The following is a 22,345-nucleotide window of genomic DNA, read 5'->3' on the forward strand; positions in this document are numbered from 1 at the left end:
GTCGCGGCGTTTCTGCATGGGTGCCGGATTGCGCGGCGATACCGCGCTGTGCTCGCCGGGCATGGCCCGGCGCTACCGCACCTCGCGTTCCGGCATCGGCAGACGATGCGTCACTGCACTCGGAAGTTCAAGCGGCCCAGCGTTTGGCAGTGCTGTACGGCGGCCTGCAGATCGATCGGCGCTGCCGGGACCGCCCGGCGCGCCTGATTGACCGTCGCGGCGGTCTCCCACAGACCAGGCAATGCCGAACCGTGTTCCAGCACGTAGTCGCGCAGCAGCGTGTTCAACGGGCTGGCATGATCGTGTTCAGGCACGATCACGCAGGCGCGGGTTCCCGGCTCTGCCAGCATCTGCTGCAGCAGCATCTCCAGTCGCGCAGCGCCGGCAGGAGCGTCGGCCAGCTGCAGCGGTGCGCTGTCCCGCTCCGCGGGCTGTACCTGCAACCCGCTGTCGGTGAACAGAAACACGCCCATGGCGTCCAGCGGTTCGCGTGGCGTCTTCGCTGTGAGCGTCGTGTAGTCCACGTCTGGACGCGTGCACGTCTCTGGCGCGCGCCTGGCCGGCACGGCGAGGCGGACACCTTCGCGATCGACGCTATGGACGTTCAGTCTGCAGACCTGACCCACGGTATCAAGCTTCACTTCGTAGTCCACACCAGTGACCGGAATGATCTGTACAGCCAGCGTGCCGCTGCAGAACGCACCCCGGTAGCGGACGTCCGCGTCGAAGATCAGCGGCTGCCCTGCCTGCACGGCATATTCGCGATACTTCGGCGACTTCAGGCTGCGCATGGTTTCCGTTTCGGCGATGCCGAGGCTGACGTTGCCCGCCTCGCTGTCCTGTGCGGGGACGTCTCTGGAGGCCGGCCAGCGCGGATCATCGAAGCGCCGGCTGCCATCGGCCAGGCAGTAGGCATCGCTGAGCATGGTGACCTGTTCCGTTGCCGAGTTGAAGACCCGCACGCGCGCCGTACCGTCGCCGCTGCCGGCTGTTGGCAGCGGCTCCGGGAAGAACTGTGGCAGCTTGCTGGTAAGGCGCTGCACACAGGAGGCGGCCAGTTCCCTGGCGCTGGCGCGAAGGCGCGCGTAGTCATTGGCCTGCCATTGCTCGAGCGTGGCGTCGCGCCCGGGATCATTGCAATACGCTGCATCCACCGTGCTGCCGTCGGGTTGTTGCAGGCGCAGGCGGGTAAAGTGATTGAGCTGATAGAGCTGTTGCCCCGCCTTGGGCTTCTGGTAGACCAGCGCCCACTGATTTGCCTCCACCCTCAACAGCGTTCGACCCTGGGGGATAGCGCTCGGGAACACGGTGAAGTACCGCTCCAACCAGTCATTGAGCAAGCCGGGCATGAGCTCCATGGCAGGGCTGGGTACTGCATGTACACTCGTTCCGCGCAGATACCTGGGGTCAAGGCGCGTTGTGGGGCTGGCACCGAAGACCTGGCGTACGAACTGCCCGGTCTTCGCTGCGCCAGTGATGCGCTCGCCATCTTCCGGGGTGACGATGCGCAGTACCACATCGGGGTGGTGGTCATGGATGTGCTGGCCGGCGCCGGCGCTGATCGCCACGTGTTCGCTCCAGCGCGCAGGGGGCGCCGTGGGTGCCGATGGAGCGCCATCGGTTCGACCGGCACCGCTGGCGAGCGTGGGCAACAGACAGGCCGCGGCAAGCATGCTGTGTGGTGAAATCAGGCGTAATGCCATGATGAAACTCCTTGAAAAGTGGAACAGCACGGGCGGCCCTGGGCGGGCCCCCTGCTGAAAGGCGGCAGCGGGCATTCCCCAGACCACGTTGTGCGCCAGCGGTCGGCACTACCGGCGCGTCAGGCCTGGGTAATGGCGGCCGCTTCCTCGGTTGCGGCCGGCGCTTCTGCCGGGAGCTCGGCTTCCACCGCAGGCTGTGGCAACACGCCATGGTCGGGGAACAGGCGGGGCAGCTCAGCCACGAAACGCGCGATGCAGGCCTCTGCAAAGTCACGCGAGGCGGCCTTGGCCTTCGCATAGTCGTCTGCCTGCCATTCCTGCAACGGGGCAACCCGTGCTTCGTCCCGGCAGTGCACGCCCTGGCCGCCACTGGCGCTGCGGAACAGCTTGCGCACCACCGGGAAACCGATGGTTACATCGTGGCGCAGCTCGTAGGGAGTCTCTGCGTCGCTGAGCTTCTGGTAAACCAGCGACCACTGACCGGCGCTGGCTTCCACGGTGCGCTCGTCGCTGGGAATGGCGCCGGGATGGGCCGCGAAATAGAGTGCCAGCTGCTCGCGGATCATGCCGGGCAATGCGCCGAAGGCCGGGCTGGGCACCGAGTGGATGTCCTCGCCACGAACGTTGTTCTTGCTGAAGCTGTTGCTGGTGCCGATGTCACCTACGCCGGTGACGAACGCCAGAGCAGACAGACCGACCTTGGCGGCGGTGACGGCAGCGGTGTCGGCGCGCATCACCAGGCGCAGCACCTGATCGCCCAGGCGATTGCCGTTGGGGCCGGCACCCAGCCCTGAGGTGACCTTGATGTGCTGCAGGCTGCTGTAGTCGAGAGGGGGCGCCGCGGCGGCTGTGACATTCCCGATGGCCGGATCGGCCGGCGGGGTGGCGTGCGCCGCGTCTGGCGCGGTCGCCGCATCCGTTGCTGGATCGAGCGTTGACCCGCTGGTGACTGCGGAAGCCACGACAGGCGTGGCTGCGGGGACTTCGTCGTTGGCGTAGGCCGGCGGCGCCAGCAGCAGGATGGCCGCGATCGCGGCGGTGAGGCAGGTTGGGCGTAATGCCACGGTAGTACTCCTTGGGAAAACGAAAATGAGGCTCTGTGCGCGCTCTGGCGGTTGATGCCCGGCGAGGGCCGAAGGCAGGGGAGCAATTGCTCAGCGAGGCGCGAATTCCCTGATCGGGAACGCATTGCAATGGGCGATCGCAGCGGCGATGTCGACCGGAGCATCGGCGGCGGCACTGCGGCGCCTGTTCACCGTGGCCATCTCTTCCCACAGGCTGGGCAATACCTGCGGTGCGTCCAGTACGCGTTCGCGCACGGCATCGTGAAGGGCGCTGCTGTAATCGGTAGTCGGTACCACCACGCACAGGCGTGTGCCGGGATTGCTGCTGGCCTGCTGCAGCATCTTCCGCAGTGCCTCGGTGCTGCCCGCGTCGTCGGTCAACCGTTCCGGTGCGCTGCCTTGGGTGGCATCCTGGATCTGCAGCTGGCCTGGGCTGAACAGCAGGACCTGCATGTCCTGCCGTGGTTCAACGCGGACCGGTGCACGCGTGCCCTCACAGATGCTGGGGGTCTTGCGTGCGACCTGTGGTGTCGTGGTGCCATCGGCGTGTACCTGGCGCAGATGCAGGCGGCACATCTTGTCGGCCACTTCCATTTCCACTTCGTAGTCCTGTCCGGGCCTGGCCACGAACTGACCCGACAACTGGCCCTCGCAGTACATGCGGCTTGATGCGTCGAAGCGCGCTTCGACGATCAGCGGCTTGCCGCCGGCGACTTCGTACTCCTGGTAGCTGAGCATGGAGAACCGCTCGTTCTCCTTGCTGCGCAGGGTTTCCGTGGCGGGGATGCCGAGCACGCCCTTGTCACCGGCGTTGTTGTACTTGACGTCGATCTTGTCGCGGTAGTCCTCGCGGCAGGCGGCGTCGGTGTACAGGGTGGTGGTCCGCCCCAGGCTGGCATAGATGCGCACCCGTGCCGGCGGCACGGCACCGCCTGCGTAGGCCGTGAGATCTTCAGCAGCAAGCGGGCGAGGGTACATCGCCGGTATTCGCTTGATGAGCTGCTCGGTGCACTTCATCGTGATCACCTGGGCGGCAATCTTGAGCCTGGCGTAGTCATTGGCCTGCCACTCGCCCAGGGTCGCCCGGTCGTCGCTGTCACTGCATCTGATGATTTCAGCCAAGGTGCCATCGGCACGGCGTTGCTCGATGGTGCTGACGTGGTTGAGGCGGTAAAGGGGATCCTTCCGCGTGTTGCCCTGGTGCACCAGCGCCCAGGTGTCTGCACTGAAGCGCAGGGTGCTGCTCTGGTTGGGCAGCGCGTCGGGCGCATAGCTGAAGTAGCCACCCACCAGCGCCCTGGCTACGTTGGGCATCAGCGTGGTGGCGGGGCTGGCCTGGCTCTCGACGATGCTGCCGGGCAGGGTGTTGCGGCGGAAGTAGTCCGGCTCATTGCCGCTGAAGAGCAGTGCGAGCCCCTTTGGCGTGAGCGACTCGCTGTCATCGGGGGTGACGATGCGCAACGCCACGTCGGGTGCGTGGAGGCGCTTCGATGCGGAATCCGGACCACTCTGGATCTGGACGCGATCGGTCCATGCGGCGCCCTTCGTGACGGGGGCGGGGGGAGCGCCCGGAGCGGCCTGCGGCGGTGCTGGCACGCCGGCAGCGGTGGCCGCCAGCGGGGCCAGCAGAGCGGCCGCCAGCAGCGACGGTTGGTAACGGAAGAGACGCAGGGCCATGGTCAAACTCCTTGGAAAAACACGACAGCCGTGCCGACCCTTCCGGGGCCGGCATTTGAAAGAGGGAATGAGACGGTGCGATGCCGCGGACGATCAGCCGCGGGCGAGCGCCAACAGTCGTTCGGCAATACGTTCCAGCGGAACCTGTTCGTCGGCCGCCCCAAGCTTGAACGCGGCACCGGGCATGCCCCAGACCACGCTGGTGGCTTCATCCTGGACCAGCGTCGGCGCGCCGGCCTGGCGCATTTCCAGCAGGCCGCGCGCGCCGTCGTCACCCATGCCGGTGAGGATGGCGCCGATGGCGTTGCCGCCCGCGCTCTGCGCGACCGAACGGAACAGCACGTCGACCGCGGGCTTGTGACGGTTCACCGCCGGGCCATCGTCAACGCGGCAGCGCCAGCGCGCACCGTCGCGGATGATGCGCAGGTGCTTGCCGCCAGGAGGCAGGTAGGCATGGCCGGGCAGCACAGCTTCGCCGTCGCTGGCCTCGCGCACGGCCATCGCCGAGTGCCGATCCAGTCGTTCGGCAAAGGCGCTGCTGAAGCTGGCGGGCAGGTGCTGCGTCATCACCACGGCGGGGGCATCCGCAGGCATGCCTTCCAGCACCACGCGCAGTGCTTCGGTGCCGCCGGCCGAAGAACCAATCGCGATCAGGCGGTCGGTGGTGCGGAACTGCGGTGCAGCCGGGCGCATTGCAGGAGCTGCTTCCAGCAGGAGCTTCGGAGCGGCCGCCCGCAGCAGCGGGCGCACCCGTGAGCGCGCCGCCATCTTGACCTTGGCGATGATCTCATCGGCGTAGCCCTGCAGGCCGCGCGCGACGTCCAGCTTGGGCTTGGAGACGAAGTCCACTGCGCCCAATGCCAACGCCTGCAGCGTGGTGTCGGCGCCGCGTTCGGTCAGCGACGAGATCATCACCACTGGCAGCGGGTGCAGCCGCATCAGGTTTTCCAGGAAGGCCAGGCCGTCCATGCGTGGCATTTCCACGTCCAGCGTGATCACGTCCGGGGCCAGGCGCTTGATCTTCTCGCGCGCCAGCAGCGGGTCGGCGGCGGTGCCAACCACGTCGATGGTCGGGTCGCTGGACAGGATCTCGGTGAGCATCTGGCGCACGACGGCGGAGTCGTCGACGATCAGGACCCGGCAGGGGGCGTTGCCGGTCAGGGTCATTCGAACAGCTCCACGCCACCGGTGACCGGGGCCTTGGACAGGCGCGCACGCACCGCCGATTCGGTGGCAGCCACCTCGGCCTCGTGGGCGTGCGGCAGGCGCTGCACCACCACGCGGCCGGTATCGGCGAAGAACCAGATCTTGCGCGGATGGATGCCGCAGAGGTCCTCGGCGATGATCGGAATATGCTCGGCCTGCAGGTACTGGCGCACGAACTCGGCGTTGCGGGTGCCGACCGGATTGCTGGTGAAGCCCTTCAGTACGTTGGCGCCGCCGAACACCTTTGCTTCGATGCGCTTGCGGTGCGCGCCGCGCTTGAGCATGTCGTTGATCAGCAGCTCCATCGCATAGCTGCCGTAGCGTGCGGGCGCGCCGTCGCCAGCGTTGCCTTCCGGCAGCAGGAAGTGGTTCATGCCGCCGATCTTCAGCACCGGGTCGCGCAGGCAGGCCGCCACGCACGAACCCAGGGTGGTGGTCAGCGCGGTGGTGTCATCGACCACCAGGTACTGGGTCGGCAGCAGCTTGGCGGCAATGGTCTGGAAGCGCGCATCCTGGTAGCGCATCACATCGTCAGTACGCAGCGAGGCGTTCATGCGCCGGCCTTTGCCGCGCGGCGGTACAGGGTGCGCCCGCAGGGCTGGATCAGGTCGGCGGCGTGCAGGTAGTTCTCCGAGTGTCCGGTGTAGAGCAGGCCATCGTCGGCAAGGTGCTGCACAAGGCGGCCGAGGATGGCGCGCTGGGTCGGCTTGTCGAAGTAGATCATCACATTGCGGCAGAACAGGGCATCGAACGGGCCGCCGACGTCGTAGCGTGGGGCGAGCAGGTTCAGCGGACGGAACTCGATCAGCTCGCGCAGCGCCGGCAGCACGCGGCACTGGCCCTCGTTGGGACCGCTGCCACGCTGGAAGTAGCGGCGGCGCAGGTCCGGGTCGAGATTGGCGACACGGTCGATGTTGTAGACGCCACGGCCGGCGGTGGCCAGTACCTGGGTATCGACGTCGGTAGCAACGATGCGCACCGGCGGCTTCAGCGTACCGAAGGCCTCGCAGGCGGTAATCGCCATCGAATAGGGCTCTTCACCGGTGGATGCCGCGCACGACCACAGCAGCAGCGGCGTGCGGCTGGAGCGCTGCTGCAGCTCCTCGCGCAGCTTGTCGAAGTGGTGCGGTTCGCGGAAGAACGAGGTCAGGTTGGTGGTCAGGGCGTTGGTGAACGCCTGCCACTCGTCACCATCTTCCTGCTCCAGATGGTCCAGGTACTGCTGGAAGCTGCGCATGCCCAGCGTGCGCAGGCGGCGCGACAGGCGGCCATAGACCATGTCGCGCTTTGCCGGGGCAAGGGCGATACCCACGCGCTGGTAGATCAGGTCGCAGACGCGGCGGAAATCACGGTCGGCGAATTCGAATTCGCGCGGGCCGGTGACGATGGGAGTAGGACTTTGCACGGGGGACGTGTCCATCGGCAGAGGCGGCGGCCGAAGCCGCCGCGGGTGGGTCTCAGAATTCCTGCCAGTCGCTGTCGCTGGCGACGAAGGTGCTGGCGTTGCTGCTGCTACGGCGGACCGGTGCAGGCGCGTGCGCTGTCTGCGGGCGCGCAACGGGGGCGGCGGTGCGGAGCGGCTCGGCGTGTGCGGCCGCCGCCTTCATCGCGGCCGAGACCTGGTTGTCGAGGCGGAAGATCGCCACGGCGTCGGCGAGCTGGCCGGCCTGGTCCTCCATCGCGCGCGCGGCAGCGGTGGCTTCTTCCACCAGCGCGGCGTTCTGCTGGGTGGTCTCGTCCATCTGCACCACGGTCTGGTTGACCTGCTCGATGCCGGCCGACTGTTCCTGCGAGGCGGCGGAGATCTCAGCCATGATGTCGGTCACGCGCTGCACCGAGGCGACGATCTCGCCCATGGTGCTGCCGGCCTGGTGGACCAGGCTGGAGCCTTCGGCGACCTTGCCGACCGAGTCGTCGATCAGGCCCTTGATCTCCTTGGCAGCGGCGGCCGAGCGCTGGGCGAGGGTACGCACTTCGCTGGCGACCACGGCAAAGCCGCGGCCCTGTTCACCGGCACGCGCAGCTTCCACTGCGGCGTTCAGTGCCAGGATGTTGGTCTGGAAGGCGATGCCGTCGATGACGCTGATGATCTCGGCGATCTTCTTCGACGAGGCTTCGATGGCCGACATGGTGGTGACCACCTGGCCGACCACATCACCGCCCTGCGAGGCGACACCGTGCGCGCCGATGGCGAGCTGGTTGGCCTGGCGGGCGTGCTCGGCGTTCTGGCGCACGGTGGAGGTCAGTTCCTCCATCGAGGCAGCGGTCTCTTCCAGGTTGGCGGCCTGCTGCTCGGTGCGGCGCGACAGGTCGCTGTTGCCGGAGGCGATCTCGCCGGCGGCGAGGGTGATGCTGGAGGCACTGGCCTGGATCTGGCCGACGATCTGGGTCAGCTGCGCGACCGTGGTGTTGGCGTCGTCGCGCATGCGCGCGAACACGCCCTGGTAGTCGCCGTGCATGCGCGCGGTCAGGTCACCTTCGGCGATGGCCGACAGCAGCTGCGAGAGCTTGCCGAGGTTGTCATCGCTGACCGCCATCATCGCGTTGAGGTTTTCCAGCATCAGGCGGAAATCGTGATCGAAGCGCTGTGCGTCGCCACGGCGGCTGAAATCGCCGGCGGCGGCGGCGCTGGCCAGCTGCTTGATCTCGGCGTTGATGCGGCCGAGGTTGGTCTTCACCGTGTCGACGGTGGCGGTCATTGCCGCCTTCTCACCCGGGTAGCGCGCGATGTCGCGGCTGAGGTCGCCAACTGCATACTGCTGCACCACGTCCAGCACATCGTGCAGGGTCTGTACGTGGCCGCCGACCAGGGCGTTGGTTTCCTGCACCATCAGCCCGTACTCGCCTGGGAAGGCACTGGCGTCGATGCGGTAGCTGAGTTCGCCACCGTCGTGGCGACGGGCCATTTCGCGCTGGCCGCTGATGACCGCATGCAGCTGCTGCTGCATGCCGGACATGGCATCGAGCAGGCGACCGGTCTCGTCGTGCGGTTGTGCGCCGATGTGGCTGTCCAGCTTGCCACGGGCAATGCCTTCGGCCACGGCCGTGGCCTGCTTCAGCGGCACGGCGATGCGGTTGCCGATAACCCAGCTCAGGGCCAGCACGATCAGCACCAGCACGCCACCGGAGACCGCCATGATGGCGGTGAACACCAGCGCCTGCTTCTGCACGTCGTCCATGTAGACGCCGCTGCTGACCACCCAGTTCCAGGGCGCGAACAGGCCGGCGTAGGCGACCTTCTCGACCTCGCCCTTGCTGCCGGGCTTGGCCCAGCGGTAGTTGACGAAACCGCCGCCGGCCTTGGCCGCTTCGACCTGGTCGTAATAGATGCGCACGCCGTCGTCGGTACGGAAGTCCTTCATGTCCTTGCCGACCAGGTCCTTGCGGAACGGGTGCATCAGCAGGCGGTAGCCGGTGTCGTAGATGTTGAAGTAGTACGCATCGTTCTCGGCACGCATCACCTCCAGGGCCTGCAGCGCGGCGCTCTTCGCGGCGTCCTCGCTGAGCTCGCCGGTGCCGGCCAGGCGATGGTAGTGCTGGAGGATGCCGTAGCTGAGTTCGACCTGGGTCTTCAGCGCGGTCTTGCGGGTCTCGGTGAGGTCCAGGTACTGCATGCGGGCGGCGATCACCGAGAGCGCGATCACGCCGAGCGCGATGAGCAGCGTCAGCAGGTTGAGCTTGCGCCGGACGGAGAGATTGCTGAAGTAGTGTTGCCAGCGATGCAGGAGATTCATCGAGCAGGACCAGGTCGAAGCGGGCGGGCGGCGCCGAGCCGGTCAGCGGCGGGACAAGCCGTGACAACCCCGTTATCGGCCGATGGGGCGGGGGATTGAGGTGTCGTGTCCGAACGTATTCAGGTTTCCTTGCAGCGGCGGCTGCGGCGCTGCCTGCGGCAGGCGTTTGAAGCGACGGCAACAGCAACAGCAACAGCAACGGCGGTTGGCCGGCGATCACGAGTTGTGAGAGGGGTCGGGCCAGGGTGGGTTGGCGGGGGGCGCCGTGAACCCATCCCTGGGGGCTTGGCCGCGGCATCCATGCCGCGGACACCCCCGCCAACCCACCCTGGCCCGGCCCATTCGACATCCCGGTGTCGGACGGCAAGAGCGTTGGGTTTCCAAATGGAAAGAGGGGTCGGATCCGTTTTCCTGCGGAAAACGGATCCGACCCCGGAAGCAATGCGGCTGTTGCTCTTGCTCTTCTTTCTTCAATCCGGGGTGGGCGCGCACGGAAAGTGTCCGTGGCCGGGAGGGTGGGTTGCGCAGGGGCGTGAGCCGCATGGATGCGGCGACCGAGCTTACATGGACGTACTTGCAGCGTCCCCTGCGCAGCCCACCCTCCCGGGCAACCCTCGCCAGCCAAGCGCTTTCCGCGACCCACCCCGAGGGGCTTCGCCGTTGGCTGGATATCCAGATACCCCGTAAACGAAAACGCCCCAGCGCAGGGCCGGGGCGTTCTCGTACCTCAGGTCAGGCTGGCATCAGAACTCCTGCCAGTCTCCGTCGGCCAGCTCGGTGGCCATCGGGCGACCACCCGCAGTGCGGCGGGCGGGCGGGGCAGCCGGAGCCGGTGCTGCCGGTGCAGCAGTACGCGGGGCCGGGGCAGCGGCGCGCGGCGGGGCGACCACGGCTTCGGCTTCGTCGACCACGAAGATCGACACGGCCTCGCTGAGGTGGCCGGCCTGTTCTTCCATCGCACGTGCGGCGGCGGTGGCTTCTTCCACCAGCGCAGCGTTCTGCTGGGTGGTTTCGTCCATCTGCACCACGGTCTGGTTGACCTGCTCGATGCCGGCCGACTGTTCCTGCGAAGCGGCGGAGATCTCGGCCATGATGTCGGTCACGCGCTGCACCGAGGCGACGATCTCGCCCATGGTGGCGCCTGCCTTGTGCACCAGTGCCGAGCCGTCGTTGACCTTGCCGACCGAATCGTCGATCAGGCCCTTGATCTCCTTGGCAGCGGCGGCCGAGCGCTGGGCGAGGGTACGCACTTCGCTGGCGACCACGGCAAAGCCACGGCCCTGTTCACCGGCACGCGCGGCTTCCACCGCAGCATTCAGCGCCAGGATGTTGGTCTGGAAGGCGATGCCGTCGATGACCGAGATGATCTCGGCGATCTTCTTCGAGGAGGCTTCGATGGCCGACATGGTGGTGACCACCTGGCCGACCACATCACCGCCCTGCGAGGCGACACCGTGCGCGCCGATGGCGAGCTGGTTGGCCTGGCGGGCGTGCTCGGCGTTCTGGCGCACGGTGGAGGTCAGTTCCTCCATCGAGGCAGCGGTCTCTTCCAGGTTGGCGGCCTGCTGCTCGGTACGGCGCGACAGGTCGCTGTTGCCGGAGGCGATTTCGCCGGCGGCCGAACTGATCGCGCGGCTGGACTGCTTGATGCGGGTGACGATCTCGCTCAGCTGCGCGGCAGTGGCGTTGGCGTCGTCGCGCATGCGGGCGAACACACCCTGGTAATCGCCGTGCATGCGCACGGTCAGGTCACCCTGCGACAGCGCGGCGAGCAGGCCGGAGATCTGTTCGATGCTGCCGGCGTTGGCGTCGAGCAGGCCGTTGATCTGCTGTGCCAGCTGCAGGAAGAAGCCTTCCTTGTCGCTGGCATCGATGCGGCCGGACAGGTCGCCGGCAGCCGCCTGGGCGATGACGCGCGCCACTTCGGCTTCGACCAGGGCTTCCTGGGTGCGGTCGCGCCATTCCACCACGTAGCCAACGGTGTCGCCGCCTTCATTGCGGATGGTCGACACCACCTGTGCGAACTGGGCATCGCCGTACTGCATCGGGCGACGGGCAACGCCGTGCGCCTTCAGGTTGCCCAGCAGGGTCTGGTCCATCTCGCCGCGGTGTTCCAACACGGTGACCGGCTTGCCGATCAGCGAGGCCTGGGCGTCGAAGTCCGGCAGGTCGCGGCGCACTTCATCCTGGTACTGGCTCAGGGTCTGCTGCAGGGCGCGGTTGCTGTAGACGATGGTGTTGCTGGTATCGGTCAGGTAGACGCCGGTCGAACTGTAGTCCAGCGCGGTGCGGATGCGCAGGTTCTCGCGGGCAACGGCCTGGTCGGTTTCGATGCGCTCGCGCAGGTCGCGCTGCATGCGCTGCATGGCCTGCATCAGCTCGCCTACTTCGTCCTGGCGGCTGACGTCGATGTGGCCATCGAGCTTGCCGCCGGCGACGTCGTTGGCGACCGAAACGGCGCCACGTACGCTGCCGACCAGGGCGCGGGCGAACAGCCAGACCAGGACCAGGCCGAGTGCGGCGCCGCCCAGCAGGGCGATCACGGTCAGCACGGCGGAGGCAGAATAGGTGGACGCGGCCTCTTCGCGCGAGGCGCGGGCGAGGCGGTTGTCTTCGGCGATCAGCGCTTCCAGCGCCGAAGCAGCCTTGCGGTGCTTGGTGCGGGTCTCGCCCACGAAGGTATCGATGGCATCGTCCGGCAGGTCCAGCTCCAGCATCTCGGTGACGCTGTCGTAGGAGGCCAGGGCGTCCTTCCACTCCTTGGCGAAGGTATCGAACAGCTTCTTCTGCTGCGCGTTGTCGACCAGCTTCGGGTAGTCCTTGATCGACGTGTCCATGCTGGTGCGCAGGTCGACGGCCTGCTTGCGCGCGTCGGACTTGACGTCATCGCTGGCGCGGATCAGCTGCTGGTAGGCGGCATTGCGGTACTCGCCCAGCATGCCGCGCATCTCGCCGGCCATGCGGATGCTTTCCATGCGCGAACCGGCCAGCTCGGTGGTGACGTTGTTCAGCGAATGCAGTCCGCGATAGGCGACGATGCCCTGCAGCAGCATCACCAGCAGGAGGACACCGAAGGTCAACAGCAGCTTCGGCATCAGTTTCAGGTTGTTGATCCACGGCATGGGCGTTGCGATCTCCTAAGGCAGACGCGTCCGGGCATCGGGCCCGGTTGCAGCAGAAACCACGCCGGCACAAGCTCCGGCGTGGTTCGACGGACAGCGGATTACTTGATGTTGGCCAGCTTCAGGCCCGCCGGCGAGCTGACTTCGATTTCCGCGCGCGAGGCGTCGCGCTGGATCTTGCCGATCACGCACACGGTCTTGCCTTCCAGGGTTTCCAGCGGGAAGGAGAACTTGCCGCGGTTCTCGCCGGCGATGCGGGCCGAGAAGGTGTGGCGCGGGAAGGCGCCGCCCATGTACAGGAAGGTCGGCTGGCCTTCGGAACCTTCTGCGTAGCGGGCCTTTTCGACCTTGCCACAGACCATGCCGTCCTTGCCGACCGAACGCGGGGCCAGTTCCGGCGGGATCATGTCGGCCGCCTGGGCGAACGCGGAGGAAGCGGGGGTGGCCAGGACAGCGGCCGAAACGAACGCAAGCAGGGACTTCATCGAGGTGTATCTCCGGGGATGGTGATGGTCGTTCCGGTTCCGCGCGCTCCTGCGCGACCGGCTTCTGTCCCCCTATCGGCACTGCCGGGGGGAACTGAAGGGTTTTGTGACCAGAACGTGAAGCAGGTCCGCTGGGTCAGGCGGCAGCGTCTTCGGCGAGGGTGGTCTGGCCCATGTCGGCGCTGTCGAGCAGGGTCTCGATGTCCAGCAGGATCAGCATGCGGTCGTCGTGGGTGCCGATGCCGGAGATGAAGCGGGTATCGACCGCAGCGCCGAACTCCGGGGTCGGGCGGATCTGCTCGGCCGACAGCGGGATCACGTCCGACACGCTGTCGACCACGATGCCGACCACGCGATCTTCGACGTTGAGCACGATCATCACGGTGAAGGCGTCGTAGCGGGCGTTGTCCAGGCGCAGCTTCAGGCGCAGGTCGATGACCGGGACGATGGTGCCGCGCAGGTTGATCACGCCCTTGATGTAGTCCGGGGCATCCGGCACGCGGGTGACCGCATCGTAGCCACGGATTTCCTGCACCTTGAGGATGTCCACGCCGTAGTGTTCGGCGCCGAGGGTGAAGCTGAGGAATTCGCCACCGGCGCTGGCGGCGGAGCTGGTCTTGTCGTTCATCGAGGGGTCCTGGTTCTGCCGGAAGTCCCGGTGTCAGGCTCGATATCGGCCCCGCGTGGGGGGACTTTAGGTGTGGCGCCTGGGGCATCCACGCAGGGCGTGGATCTGCCGGGGCGGGGTGGGCATCCGCAAATGGCGTGGATCCGCCGAAGATCGGTAGTGCCGGCCGGGCGGTCCTACAGTTCGCCGTTGCGGCGGGCCTTGCGCTGGCGGTCGATGCGGAAGATGTAGCGCTGGATGGCGCTGTCGCCACCGCGCGGCAGGCTGTCAAAGCGCATGCCCACGCGCTTGACCTCGATGCCGTTGGGCTGTCGCTGCGGCAGCAGGTTGCAGACCACCAGTTCGATGTCCAGGTCCGGGCCATCGGGCAGCGACAGCTGCGCCGTGTAGCGCTTCTGCAGGCCGAACACGGCGCAGTCGTTGGGCACCACCACGGCCAGGCCACCACCGCTGATGTCCACCACCCGCATTGAAAGTGCTTCGGCGCGGGCTTCGCCGGGTGGCAGAAGCAGCTGTGGCGAGTCGGTGACGGGGGTCTCCAGCCGGTACAGCTCGCGGCGCTGCAGGTGCACCAGTTCGTCCGGCAACGGGGCGCGGAAGGCGACGTGGCCATCGTTGTCCACGCGCTGCAGCGCGTGCAGGCGGAACCGCACAAGGACACGTTCAAGCTGGGCGAAGCAGAGCAGATGGTCGGCCTGCTCGGCGGCACGGTTCGATGCCTCCTGCGGGCTGCCGTCGAGCAGCAGGTAGTCTTCGTCCTCGTCGAGATCAAGCAGGGCGGTCGGGAACGAACGGTCCCGGCCGTCGATATGCGCATTGATCAGTGATCGCTGGTCGATCAGCGAGCGCAGCAGCTGCCGCAGCTGGCGGGGGTTGCGGACCAGGAAGCGTTCGTCCGCGGCGTCGGCCGCGTGGACATCGTGCAGTTCAGTGTCGTGGCCGTCGGACATGGAATCTGTGATCAGGGGCGGGCGCCAGCACGCGTTGGCGCGAGGCTCGATGGGGATATCGGCCTCTGCATTGGATTATGAAGTGAGATTTGCATCACTTTCCATGCGTAGGGGGTCAGATCCCTTCCCGTGGGAAGGGGATCTGGCCCCGGGTACATCAGAACTCCTGCCAATCACCCTCGGCAGCCAGCGCCGGCTGGGCGGCCGATGCGCGCAACGGTCGTGTCGGTGCTGCCTTGGTGGCGGGCAGAGCGGCCGCGACCTGGCGTGGCTGCGGCGCATTTGCCAGCCGTGCCGGTGCAGCGGCGACGCCCTGCGATGCCAACCGGAAGCGCGCCACAGCCTCGCCCAGCTGCACGGCCTGGTCTTCCATCGCGCGTGCGGCCGCCGTGGCTTCCTCCACCAGCGCAGCGTTCTGCTGGGTGGTCTCGTCCATCTGCACCACGGTCTGGTTGACCTGCTCGATGCCGGCCGATTGTTCCTGCGAAGCCGCAGAGATCTCGGCCATGATGTCGGTCACGCGCTGCACCGAGGCGACGATCTCGCCCATGGTGCTGCCGGCCTGGTGCACCAGGCTGGAGCCTTCAGCGACCTTGCCGACCGAATCATCGATCAGGCCCTTGATCTCCTTGGCGGCAGCGGCCGAGCGCTGGGCCAGGGTACGCACTTCGCTGGCGACCACGGCGAAGCCGCGGCCCTGTTCACCGGCACGCGCGGCTTCCACTGCGGCATTCAGCGCCAGGATGTTGGTCTGGAAGGCGATGCCGTCGATGACCGAGATGATCTCGGCGATCTTCTTCGACGAGGCTTCGATGGCCGACATCGTGCTGACCACCTGGCCGACCACTTGACCGCCCTGCGAGGCGACGCCATGCGCGCCGATGGCGAGCTGGTTGGCCTGGCGGGCGTGCTCGGCGTTCTGGCGCACGGTGGAGGTCAGTTCCTCCATCGAGGCGGCGGTTTCTTCCAGATTGGCGGCCTGCTGCTCGGTACGGCGCGACAGATCACTGTTGCCCGAAGCAATCTCGCCGGCGGCCAGGGTGATGCTGCTGGCGCTGGCCTGGATCTGGCCGACGATCTGGGTCAGCTGTGCAACGGTGGTGTTGGCGTCGTCACGCATGCGTGCGAACACGCCGTTGAACTGGCCGTCCATGCGTGCGGTCAGGTCGCCGGCGGCGATCGACTGCAGCAGCTGCGAGAGCTGGCCGAGGTTGCCGTCGGCCACCTGCATCATGCTGTTGAGCTGCTCGATCATCACGCGGAAATCGTGATCGAAACGCTGCGCATCACCGCGCTGGCTGAAGTCGCCGGCGGCGGCGGCCGAGGCCAGCTGCTGGATCTGCGTGTTGATGGCCAGCAGGCTGGCCTTGGCCGCATCCATCGACTCGTGCAGGATCGCGCGGCTGCCCGGCAGGCGGCGTGCGTCCGGGGCAAGGTTGCCGGTGGCGTACTGGTTGAGCACGTCGATGGCATCGCGGATCGAGTCGAGATGCTCGAAGATGACCGTGTTGATGCCGCTGGCCAGCTGCCCGTAGACGCCCGGGAAGTCTTCCGGAATGCGGTGGCTGATGTCCGGGCCGGCGTGCATCTGCGCCATCAGCTGGGTCTGCTCGGAGAAGCGGCGCAGCATCGCGGTCATGTCGGCGGTGGCCGCCAGCATGCGGCCGGCCTCGTCCTTGCCGGTGCTCTGGGTGGTGACGCTGAGGTCGCCGCGTGCGACGGCCTGGATGGCGTTCACGGCCTTGCCGAGCGGGCCGACCACGGCGCGTGAGATGACCACCGCCAGGGTTGCGGCGACCACAACCAGCAATACGACGGCGGCAATGATAGCCAGCATGCTGTTGCGGTGGGTGGCATTGGCGTTGTCGATCTTGCCCTGCATCAGCGAGCTGCTGTACGCGCCCAGTGCCTTGAGGTCTTCAAAGGCTTTGCGGCGCAGTGGGCGCGACTGGTCGTCGGAGATCTGCCGTGCGACGACGCCATCGCCGGCGGTGGCCGCTTCGCGCAGCTTGGCATTGGCTGCGAAGTAGCCATCGACGTCGGCCTGCACGGCGCGGTAGAGCTCGCGCTCCTTGGCGCCGGCCGGCAGCTTGGCGTACGCGGCCAGCTGTTCGCGCACGACGGCGGCGGTGTCGTCCATGCGCTTGTTGTAGTCGGCCACCTTCTCGGGCTGGTCCAGCATGCTCAGCTGGGCCAGCTCATAGGTACGGAACTCACCCAGCTGCGAGCGCACTTCGCCGAGGTACTGCACGGACGGAATATCGTTGGAGGCCATGGCGCTCAGCTGCGCGTTGGCCTCGGACAGGCGGACCAGGGCGAAGGCACCCAGTACGACGGTCATCAGGGTGGTGAGGGTGAACCCCACGGCCAGCTTGCGGGCGATGGGCAGATCGTGGAACCACTTCATGCAGGGTGCTCCAGGTGGGCAGGGCGCCGGCGTCGTTGCGTCGGCTGGGGGTGGTTGCAGAGCGAACGGTGGTGCCCGGTGGGGGTTCGGTGACGGCCGTCAAAGCGAAATAGCGGCGCAGTTCGGATGGACTTTATGGACGCAGATCACATTCGGTTGCGTAGGGATGACGGCGCGAAAGTGCCGCCGTGGCGGGGCTTGCGCTTGCATGACGTAGTTGCGCGCGAAACCTTCGCGTCGACGGAGTTCACGGAATGCAGGGCGCAGTGGGTTGGGGTCAGATCCCTTGGCAGGGCGCGCGCAAACAAAAACCGCCGCCCCGAAGGGCGGCGGTCCAGTACACGCCTGCAGCGTGGATCAGGCGGCCTGCGGCATCCGCAGCGAGCGTACCAGGCCGCCGATGTCGACGATCAGAGCCACGCGGCCATCGCCGAGGATGGTGGCGCCGGACACCCCGCCGATGCGGCGGTAGTTGTTCTCGATGTTCTTCACCACCACCTGCTGCTGGCCGACCAGCTCGTCCACTTCCAGTGCGATCTTCTGGCCATCGCCTTCGACCACCACCACCAGCGATTCGCTGCCCGGTGCGCGGTTGCCGTAGCCGTAGTACTCGCTCAGCGAGAGGATGGGCAGGTACTCGCCACGTACGCGCAGCACGCGGCCTTCGCCGGCCATGCTGCGGATGTCCTCGGCCTGCGGCTGCAGGGCCTCCAGAACGTAGGCCAGTGGCAGGATCAGCGTCTCGCCCGCCACCGCTACGGTCATGCCATCGAGGATGGCCAGGGTGAGTGGCAGGCGGATCAGCGTGCGGGTGCCGGCGCCGAGGCTGCTTTCGATCTGCACCTCGCCACCCAGCGCCTGGATGTTGCGGCGGACCACGTCCATGCCGACGCCGCGCCCGGACAGGTCGGTGACCGCATCGGCGGTGGAGAAGCCGGGTTGGAAGATCAGGTCCCAGACCTGCGAATCGGTCGGGTTGTCCGGCACCGCCAGGCCGCGTTCGGTGGCCTTGGCCAGGATCTTGGCCCGATCCAGGCCGCGGCCGTCGTCGCTCACTTCGATGACGATGTGCCCGCCCTGGTGCGATGCGGCCAGGGTGATCGTGCCGGTCTCGTCCTTTCCCGCACCGCGACGCACGTCGGGCATTTCCAGGCCGTGGTCGATCGAATTGCGCACCAGGTGCACCAGCGGATCGGCGATCTTCTCGATCAGGCCCTTGTCCAGCTCGGTGCCTTCACCGACGGTGCGCAGGCGCACCTGCTTGCCCAGGCGGCTGGACAGGTCGCGGACCAGGCGCGGGAAGCGGCGGAACACCGCATCGACCGGCAGCATGCGCACGCCGATCACCGCTTCCTGCAGGTCGCGGGTATTGCGTTCCAGCTGGTCCAGGCCGGCGAACAGGCTCTCGGCGTGGACCGGGTCCAGCGCGTGCGAGACCTGCTTGAGCATGGCCTGGGTGATGACCAGTTCGCCGACCAGGTTGATGAGCGCATCGACCTTGTCGACGCTGACGCGGATCGAGGTCTCGGCTTCCTGGCTGGCAGTGCCGCTGGCAGCGGGTGCGGCAGGCGCTGCCGGTGCGACGGCAGCAGGTGTGGAAGGGGCTGCTGCAACGGGTGCCTGGGTAGCCAGGCTCGGCGGCGCTGCCGGACGGATGTCCAGCTCGCAGTCGTCCAGTACCCAGGCGAAGGTGTCTTCGATTTTGCTGCGCGGCACCTTGCCGACCAGGCCGAGGTCCCATGCCAGGTGGGCCTCGAGCGGGTCGAGCTGGGCAAAGCCGGGCAGGCGCTCCATGCGCGCGGCCACCTGCAGCGAACCGAGGTGTTCCAGTTCGCGGATGATGCGCAACGGGTCGTTGCCGCTCATGAACAACGACGGTGCCGGGGTGAAGCCGATCTGCCAGGCTTCCGGCGTATCGTCCACCTTGGCTGCGACAGCGGCCGGCGCGCTCGCTGCGGCCTGGCCGGAGAGAACGGCTTCCAGGCGTGCCTTCACCGCGGCAACAGCGGCGGGGTCGGCGGCCTGTCCGTGTTCGGCTTCGCGCAGCAGGGCGCGCAGCACGTCCACCGATGACAGCATGGCGTCGACGGCGTGGCCTTCCAGGGCCCGCTTGCCGGCACGCAGCTCATCGAGCAGCGTTTCCAGCACGTGGGTCAGGCCGGCGATGGCATCGAAGCCGAACGTGCCGGCGCCGCCCTTGATGGAGTGGGCGGCGCGGAACACCGAATTGATGATCTCCGCGTCCTGCTGCCCCGATTCCAGGGCCAGCAGGCCAGCCTCCATCGCGTCGAGGCCTTCGCGGCTCTCCTCGAAGAAGGTGGCGTGGAAGCGTTGCAGGTCCATGCTCATGGCAGTGGTGGTCCGGAAGCGAAGAGGGGGAGCGGTGCGGGGCGATCAGCCCAGCACTTTCTGCACGGTGGCGACCAGCTGTTCCGGATTGAACGGCTTGACCAGCCAGCCGGTGGCGCCGGCGGCCTTGCCTTCGGACTTCTTGTCGGCGGCCGATTCAGTGGTCAGCATCAGCAGCGGGGTGAACTTGTAGTCCGGCAGCTGGCGCAGTTCGCGGATCAGCGCGATGCCGTCCATGTTCGGCATGTTGACGTCGGTGACCACCGCATTGAAGCGCTGGCCCTTGGCGCGACCGAGCGCGACCGCGCCGTCTTCGGCTTCTTCGACGGCAAAACCGGCCGAGGTGAGGGCGAAGGAAACCATCTGGCGCATCGACGCCGAATCGTCCACCACCAAGATACGTGCGCTCATGCAGCGTTCTCCACAGATTTCAGGTTGTCATGGGTTACGTCCAGGCCCAGGGCCTGGGTGACGCCCAGCAGGCGTGCGGCGTCACGGAAGGTTGCGGTGCAACCGTGGAAGCCGGTGCCCAGGCCTGCCTTGCGGCGGGCCTGCACGAATGCACACAGCACCTGCACGGCGGCCGTGTGGATGCGGGCGACCTGGCTTGCATCCAGGGTCAGCTCGCCTGCCTGCGCCACCAGCGGGGCGAGGCGGTTCTTGAGCTCGGTGCTGCTCTCGATGCCGAGATCCTCACCCAGTTCGACAGTGCTCATCGTTGCTCCGGACAAACGGTTCCGTGATCCATAACGGCACCCCGGCAGGGTTCTTTAGGGGAATCGACGCGGTGCGTCGTTGCGGTCGCTGCTGAAAAGGGGACGGAGGGGATTAAGTCGCAAATTCCCGCGTCCCTCTGCGACTGCCAGTAGCAACGGCGACCGCGCAGTGGGGACGTAAGGTGCTGATCCAACGGATCAACTCCTTGCGTCCCCGACATTCACCGCGTCGGCGCAAAGCGCCGAGCCAGTTGCGACTTAATCCCCTCCGTCCCCTTTTTTTCCGCTCAACTCAACAGCCGTGTGGCGTCCAGCAGGATCATCGGGCGCTGGCTGACCCGGGCGACGCCGCGGAACAGATCATTGGAGATCTGGCAGATGCGGGCGGTATCCGGGGGTTCGATCTGCGAATCGGTGAGGTTGGCGACATCTTCCACGGCCGACACACGCAGGCCGATGGTCTCGCCATCCTCTTCCAGCACCACGATGCGGGTCTGGGCATCGTCTTCCGCCGCCGCGGCGCCGAGGTGCAGGCCGAGGTCCATTACCGGTACCACCTGGCCACGCAGGTTCATGATCCCGAGCATCGCCGGTGCGGTGCCGCGCAGCGGCAGCAGCGGCACCGGCAGCACGACCTCCTGCACCTTCAGCAGTTCCAGTGCATAGGCCTGGGTGCCGCAGCGCAGGCGCAGCCAGCGCGAAGTACGCTCGCCGGCGCGACGGTTCTGCGGATGCGGACTGCTGGCGGGCTGGTGCGCCTGTGCCTGCAGCTCCTGCCAGGTGCCGGGACGGCTGGTGGCCGGAGCATCCACGGCAACGCGCGGGGGCGGCGCGGCGGCGGCGCGTGCTGCTGGGACAGCCGGAGCGGGTGCAGGGCGGGGTGCCGGGGGTGCGACCACGGCCGGTGGCGGCGTGGGGACATCCTCGCCTCCGGCGGCGGCTTCGAATGCTGCCTGCAGGCCAGGGCTGTCAGTGTGGGCGAGGTGATGGCTGTCGGCCGCGTCGGTCTCGAAGATCACTTCGTCGGGCAGGTCGTCCCAGGTGGGCTCTGGGCCACTCGTTGCCGCCGGAGCTGCTACGGGCTCCGTTTCGTGGATTACCTCATCGGGCAGGTCGTCCCAGATCGGTTCGCGCTCGGGAGTGGCGACCGGCATTGCGGCGGCCTCGAATGCGGCTTCCAGTGCTGCGTTGTCCTCTGCCGGGGCAGCGGCAACAGTCTCCGTTTCGTAGATCACCTCGTCCGGCAGATCGTCCCAGGTCGGCTCGCGTTCGGGTGCAGCAGTGGCGGCCTCGAATGCGGCTTCCAGTGCTGCGTCGTCCTCTGCCGGGGCGGCAGCAACAGTCCCCGTCTCGTAGATCACTTCTGCCGGCAGATCTTCCCATGTCGGCTCGCGTTCGGCGTCCGCTGCAATCGCCGGGCACGCTTCGTCGCTGGCCGGCGGCGGTGCAGCCGGTGGCGCCACGGCAATCGCTTCGCCCAGCAGTTCGTCCAGGTAGTCGTCCAGTACACCGGTGCTGTTCATGCGGCCTGCTCCAGCGCGCGGGCATCCTCGCCGAGGACCCAGTTCAGGGCGCGGCGGTAGGCGGCCAGGCCACGGCCCGGGTAATCTTCGCCGACGCTGGGCAGGGTGAGGCCTGCGGCATTGCTGATGCGGGTGTCGATCGGAATCGCGTCTTCCCACACCCGGGTGCCGTGACGATCCTGCATGGTGCGCAGCGATTCGTTGCCGGCGCGGGTGCGGCGGTCGAACAGGGTCGGCAGGATCGAGATCGGCAGGGGGCGTCGGCGCGAGCGCTCGACCATCTCGCCGGTGCGGACCATGCCGTCCAGGCCATGCAGGGCCAGCGGCTCGGCCTGGGTGGGGATGATCAGGCGGTCGGCGGCGGCCAGCGCGTTGATCATCAACAGGCCAAGGGTGGGGGCACAGTCCAGCAGGATGTAGTCGTGCTGGCCCTGGTGACGCGCCAGTGCGTTCTGCAGGGCCAGGCCGAGGCCGGGTTGGTTGGCGCTGCGGCGCTCCAGCGTGGCCAGCGCCGACTGCGCGCAGACATAGTCCAGGCCGTGGATGTTGCTGGCATGGCACAGGCTGGAAAGATCCGCCGGCGGGGCGCCGAACAGTTCCAGTACGCCGGCCGGCGGCGGATCCACCGGCACGCCGAAAGCGCGGCTGAGCGAGGCATGCGGATCGAGGTCGATCAGCAGCACGCGATGGCCAAGCGCGGCCAGGCCACGGCCGAGGGCGAGGGTGGTGGTGGTCTTGCCGACTCCGCCCTTCTGGTTGGCGACTGCCCAGATGCGCATCG

Annotated in this window: 17 protein-coding genes; all 17 read right to left on the bottom strand. The window is 67.4% G+C overall.

The genetic code is table 11. The features are described 5' to 3' along the window. Positions 1–110: 110 nt before the first annotated feature. Positions 111–1,703: a hypothetical protein gene (locus ACZK4H_RS10405; RefSeq protein ID WP_279947818.1), complete on the bottom strand. Its 1,593-nt coding sequence runs from the start codon at positions 1,701–1,703 to the stop codon at positions 111–113. Positions 1,704–1,822: 119 nt separating this feature from the next. After that, a complete protein-coding gene (locus ACZK4H_RS10410) occupies positions 1,823–2,767 on the bottom strand; it encodes a hypothetical protein (protein ID WP_099554765.1) in 945 nt (314 codons plus the stop codon). A 90-nt stretch (positions 2,768–2,857) separates the two neighbouring features. Next, positions 2,858–4,444: a hypothetical protein gene (locus ACZK4H_RS10415; RefSeq protein WP_099554767.1), complete on the bottom strand. Its 1,587-nt coding sequence runs from the start codon at positions 4,442–4,444 to the stop codon at positions 2,858–2,860. A 93-nt stretch (positions 4,445–4,537) separates the two neighbouring features. Beyond that, positions 4,538–5,611 (bottom strand): protein-glutamate methylesterase/protein-glutamine glutaminase, encoded by a 1,074-nt coding sequence (locus tag ACZK4H_RS10420; protein ID WP_099554769.1) that lies wholly within the window; start codon positions 5,609–5,611, stop codon positions 4,538–4,540. After that, positions 5,608–6,204: a chemoreceptor glutamine deamidase CheD gene (gene cheD, locus ACZK4H_RS10425; RefSeq protein ID WP_014037083.1), complete on the bottom strand. Its 597-nt coding sequence runs from the start codon at positions 6,202–6,204 to the stop codon at positions 5,608–5,610. The genes ACZK4H_RS10420 and cheD overlap by 4 nt, the downstream gene beginning before the upstream one ends. After that, positions 6,201–7,070 (bottom strand): CheR family methyltransferase, encoded by an 870-nt coding sequence (locus ACZK4H_RS10430; protein ID WP_099554771.1) that lies wholly within the window; start codon positions 7,068–7,070, stop codon positions 6,201–6,203. Before ACZK4H_RS10430 ends, cheD begins: the two co-directional genes overlap by 4 nt. A 37-nt stretch (positions 7,071–7,107) precedes the next feature. Next, the gene (locus ACZK4H_RS10435; protein ID WP_099554773.1) at positions 7,108–9,384 is read right to left on the bottom strand and encodes a methyl-accepting chemotaxis protein; all 2,277 of its coding nucleotides are present in this window, start codon (positions 9,382–9,384) and stop codon (positions 7,108–7,110) included. A 743-nt stretch (positions 9,385–10,127) separates the two neighbouring features. Next, the gene (locus ACZK4H_RS10440; protein ID WP_099552081.1) at positions 10,128–12,506 is read right to left on the bottom strand and encodes a methyl-accepting chemotaxis protein; all 2,379 of its coding nucleotides are present in this window, start codon (positions 12,504–12,506) and stop codon (positions 10,128–10,130) included. A 101-nt stretch (positions 12,507–12,607) separates the two neighbouring features. Further along, a complete protein-coding gene (locus tag ACZK4H_RS10445; RefSeq protein ID WP_099552080.1) occupies positions 12,608–12,991 on the bottom strand; it encodes a hypothetical protein in 384 nt (127 codons plus the stop codon). A gap of 136 nt (positions 12,992–13,127) precedes the next feature. After that, entirely contained in the window at positions 13,128–13,619 is a 492-nt protein-coding gene (locus tag ACZK4H_RS10450; RefSeq protein WP_099552079.1) for a chemotaxis protein CheW, read from the bottom strand. A 176-nt stretch (positions 13,620–13,795) separates the two neighbouring features. Then, positions 13,796–14,569 (bottom strand): flagellar brake protein, encoded by a 774-nt coding sequence (locus ACZK4H_RS10455; RefSeq protein ID WP_099552078.1) that lies wholly within the window; start codon positions 14,567–14,569, stop codon positions 13,796–13,798. Positions 14,570–14,726: 157 nt separating this feature from the next. Continuing rightward, positions 14,727–16,976, bottom strand: coding sequence for a methyl-accepting chemotaxis protein (locus ACZK4H_RS10460; protein WP_099552077.1), 2,250 nt, complete (start codon positions 16,974–16,976; stop codon positions 14,727–14,729). 357 nt (positions 16,977–17,333) lie between these two features. Then, positions 17,334–19,325: a chemotaxis protein CheA gene (locus ACZK4H_RS10465; RefSeq protein ID WP_099552076.1), complete on the bottom strand. Its 1,992-nt coding sequence runs from the start codon at positions 19,323–19,325 to the stop codon at positions 17,334–17,336. Positions 19,326–19,370: 45 nt separating this feature from the next. Further along, positions 19,371–19,736, bottom strand: coding sequence for a response regulator (locus tag ACZK4H_RS10470; protein ID WP_005409521.1), 366 nt, complete (start codon positions 19,734–19,736; stop codon positions 19,371–19,373). Beyond that, the gene (locus ACZK4H_RS10475; protein ID WP_099552075.1) at positions 19,733–20,041 is read right to left on the bottom strand and encodes an STAS domain-containing protein; all 309 of its coding nucleotides are present in this window, start codon (positions 20,039–20,041) and stop codon (positions 19,733–19,735) included. Before ACZK4H_RS10475 ends, ACZK4H_RS10470 begins: the two co-directional genes overlap by 4 nt. Before the next feature lie 287 nt (positions 20,042–20,328). Next, positions 20,329–21,564, bottom strand: coding sequence for a chemotaxis protein CheW (locus ACZK4H_RS10480; RefSeq protein WP_099552074.1), 1,236 nt, complete (start codon positions 21,562–21,564; stop codon positions 20,329–20,331). Continuing rightward, complete coding sequence (locus ACZK4H_RS10485) at positions 21,561–22,343, bottom strand: ParA family protein (protein ID WP_099552073.1); 783 nt, start codon at positions 22,341–22,343, stop codon at positions 21,561–21,563. Before ACZK4H_RS10485 ends, ACZK4H_RS10480 begins: the two co-directional genes overlap by 4 nt. Positions 22,344–22,345 lie beyond the last annotated feature (2 nt).

The organism is Stenotrophomonas sp. 78350_Sma (genome assembly GCF_056482105.1).

Coding starts and splice junctions, on each gene's coding strand:
- ACZK4H_RS10405 (WP_279947818.1), bottom strand. CDS start 1,703: ATGGCATTACGCCTGATTTCACCACACAGCATGCTTGCCGCGGCCTGT.
- ACZK4H_RS10415 (WP_099554767.1), bottom strand. CDS start 4,444: ATGGCCCTGCGTCTCTTCCGTTACCAACCGTCGCTGCTGGCGGCCGCT.
- ACZK4H_RS10420 (WP_099554769.1), bottom strand. CDS start 5,611: ATGACCCTGACCGGCAACGCCCCCTGCCGGGTCCTGATCGTCGACGAC.
- cheD (WP_014037083.1), bottom strand. CDS start 6,204: ATGAACGCCTCGCTGCGTACTGACGATGTGATGCGCTACCAGGATGCG.
- ACZK4H_RS10430 (WP_099554771.1), bottom strand. CDS start 7,070: ATGGACACGTCCCCCGTGCAAAGTCCTACTCCCATCGTCACCGGCCCG.
- ACZK4H_RS10435 (WP_099554773.1), bottom strand. CDS start 9,384: ATGAATCTCCTGCATCGCTGGCAACACTACTTCAGCAATCTCTCCGTC.
- ACZK4H_RS10440 (WP_099552081.1), bottom strand. CDS start 12,506: ATGCCGTGGATCAACAACCTGAAACTGATGCCGAAGCTGCTGTTGACC.
- ACZK4H_RS10445 (WP_099552080.1), bottom strand. CDS start 12,991: ATGAAGTCCCTGCTTGCGTTCGTTTCGGCCGCTGTCCTGGCCACCCCC.
- ACZK4H_RS10450 (WP_099552079.1), bottom strand. CDS start 13,619: ATGAACGACAAGACCAGCTCCGCCGCCAGCGCCGGTGGCGAATTCCTC.
- ACZK4H_RS10455 (WP_099552078.1), bottom strand. CDS start 14,569: ATGTCCGACGGCCACGACACTGAACTGCACGATGTCCACGCGGCCGAC.
- ACZK4H_RS10460 (WP_099552077.1), bottom strand. CDS start 16,976: ATGAAGTGGTTCCACGATCTGCCCATCGCCCGCAAGCTGGCCGTGGGG.
- ACZK4H_RS10465 (WP_099552076.1), bottom strand. CDS start 19,325: ATGAGCATGGACCTGCAACGCTTCCACGCCACCTTCTTCGAGGAGAGC.
- ACZK4H_RS10470 (WP_005409521.1), bottom strand. CDS start 19,736: ATGAGCGCACGTATCTTGGTGGTGGACGATTCGGCGTCGATGCGCCAG.
- ACZK4H_RS10475 (WP_099552075.1), bottom strand. CDS start 20,041: ATGAGCACTGTCGAACTGGGTGAGGATCTCGGCATCGAGAGCAGCACC.
- ACZK4H_RS10480 (WP_099552074.1), bottom strand. CDS start 21,564: ATGAACAGCACCGGTGTACTGGACGACTACCTGGACGAACTGCTGGGC.
- ACZK4H_RS10485 (WP_099552073.1), bottom strand. CDS start 22,343: ATGCGCATCTGGGCAGTCGCCAACCAGAAGGGCGGAGTCGGCAAGACC.